This window comes from Kaistella haifensis DSM 19056, from assembly GCF_000735695.2.
GTDB lineage: Bacteria > Bacteroidota > Bacteroidia > Flavobacteriales > Weeksellaceae > Kaistella > Kaistella haifensis.
The window spans coordinates 1-1011 of record NZ_JASZ02000091.1; the positions used below are offsets into that span (position 1 = coordinate 1).

The window sequence follows — 1011 nt, forward strand, 5'->3', positions numbered from 1 at the left end:
TTATAAAGATGTTTCAGAAGCAAACAGCCCACCATAAAACGAATCGGATGGCTCGGATTGCCCACTTTAGAGTACAACGGCGAAAATTCGTTCTCGAAATAATTCCAATCTATTTTATCTGAAAGCAAAACGAGTTCGTGTTTATCATCAATAAAATCAACCAACATCGGGCGGAATAATTCTGGCAGTTTTTCTGGATTTTTTCCTAACATATTTGCAAGGTTTTAAAGCTCTAATATACAAATTCTTGCAATAAAAAACAAGCTATTTTAAACCCAAAATACTAATAATCAGTAAATTATAAGTGGTTTAAGGAGAGACTATTTATGACAACAGGGAATTTAAAAGCACAAAACAAATCATTTGAGAATGATGCAAAAACAATTGACGCATTAATGAATGCAAGTTATGAGGTTGTTTCAGGCGAAAAAGGAGCAAAAAGGCAATGGGAAAGAGACAATTATTTGCACCATCAAAAAGCAGTTTATTCTTATTTTGACAGAAAAAAGCAAGAACAAGTAACTATGACATTGCAGGAATTTCATAAAGAAACTGATGAAATGGTTTTTAGCACAGCTTTAATTGAAAGTGAAGTTAATAACTAAGCTTTCGTCTTGTCCGCAGGACACAAGGTTTGGAGTACTTATGAAACGAAATTAGAAAAAGACGAAAAAGTTGAAAGAAGAGGAATAAATAGTATTCAATTAGTTTTTGAAAATAATCGTTGGTATATTATTTCTTGGATATTTTGTGGAGAAACAGACAAAAATATAATTCCGAAGACATTTGACAAAAATTAAAAAAAACTGCCACTAATAACTAAGCTTTCGTCTTGTCCGCAGGACACGAGATGAAAGCCCGTTGAACGGAAGCTCCGGTGGCTTTTCAGCGGTATGATGGTCCTCTTATGGGGATGTCGTTTTTAGAATTTAGAGGTGCAAAGCAGTTTTTTCGGAAGGACTGAAGCTTTCGCCAGATTTCTTCACGGCTTAAAATAGTGGGAAGTTTTTT

The 1011-nt window shown here is 34.2% G+C and carries 1 protein-coding gene and 1 pseudogene; one reads left to right on the top strand and one right to left on the bottom strand.

The annotated features are described in order from the left end of the window. Positions 1–212: pseudogene (locus AP75_RS14015) on the bottom strand (IS5/IS1182 family transposase); the annotation flags it as partial. Between the two features lie 114 nt (positions 213–326). On the opposite strand from AP75_RS14015, the gene AP75_RS14765 reads away from it, so the two are divergent. Then, complete coding sequence (locus tag AP75_RS14765) at positions 327–605, top strand: hypothetical protein (protein WP_242589857.1); 279 nt, start codon at positions 327–329, stop codon at positions 603–605. The last annotated feature ends 406 nt before the right edge of the window (positions 606–1011 follow it).

Bases quoted from the DNA above. Each gene is read 5' to 3' on its own strand.
- AP75_RS14765 (WP_242589857.1), top strand. From the start codon at position 327: ATGACAACAGGGAATTTAAAAGCACAAAACAAATCATTTGAGAATGAT.